The organism is Massilia sp. CCM 8734, assembly GCF_011682155.1.
Taxonomy (GTDB): domain Bacteria; phylum Pseudomonadota; class Gammaproteobacteria; order Burkholderiales; family Burkholderiaceae_D; genus Telluria_A; species Telluria_A rubra.
This window is the reverse complement of record NZ_WHJI01000159.1, coordinates 1-739: the sequence shown is the minus strand read 5'-3', so window position 1 is coordinate 739 and position 739 is coordinate 1. Positions and strand designations below refer to the sequence as shown.

1 protein-coding gene is annotated in these 739 nt (G+C 48.8%); it reads right to left on the bottom strand.

What is annotated here, in order from left to right; genetic code table 11:
• Positions 1–38: 38 nt before the first annotated feature.
• Positions 39–449: a helix-turn-helix transcriptional regulator gene (locus F2P46_RS36030; RefSeq protein WP_166899310.1), complete on the bottom strand. Its 411-nt coding sequence runs from the start codon at positions 447–449 to the stop codon at positions 39–41.
• Positions 450–739 lie beyond the last annotated feature (290 nt).

Sequence of the window (739 nt, the reverse complement as noted above, 5' to 3'; positions counted from 1 at the left end):
TTGTCGGCGACCATGCCACGGCGGAACGGCAATTGCGGCTAGTCCGAAGCCGCACCTTTGTCGGGTAATTTTTCTGAGGACAGTTTCTCGGCATGCGTCGATGAGATCATCATCTGGCGTTGGCCTTGCTCTGTTGACTCGCGAAAGTTTGTCAGCAGTCTGGCTTCGAGCGGCTTTACGTACATCAGGATAAGGGTATCTGCAGTTGGTGGTGGGCGTACCGTAGGCGTGCCGAATTTGAGGTATTCAGGAGTCACGTTAAGAAACTCTGCAGCCAATCTGAGAGCTTCGTCTCGCGGAAACTGCGTTCCATACAGCCACTTGGAGACGGACTGCGGGACCAAATTCGCGTAGCGCGCAAGTTCTGATGCGTTGCCGCCATTTTTCCGCTGCAGCGCGTCGCGAAGGCGCTTGGCGCGATCCTGGACGTCTTTTTCCGCACTTGTCATCTTAATATTTTGCCAAAATAGTTTCTAAAAAGAATTTTTGCAATAAATTATTGCAAAAAGAAGCGAATAACTGTAATATTTTGTTAAATAATTTATTTATGGAAATATTGTTTGATCTATGGAAGCCTAAAACTGACGTCGTGGTGCGGTCGTGTAGCGCGCAGTCCACATGCGCTAAGCTTGTTGCACGTGGCGGCAAATTTACTTGCCCAACTCGACACGGATCTTTTCGCCCATCTCATTCCTGCCTACCGCCGGTACTTTATCAATTTTTTACCCATGCAGCATAG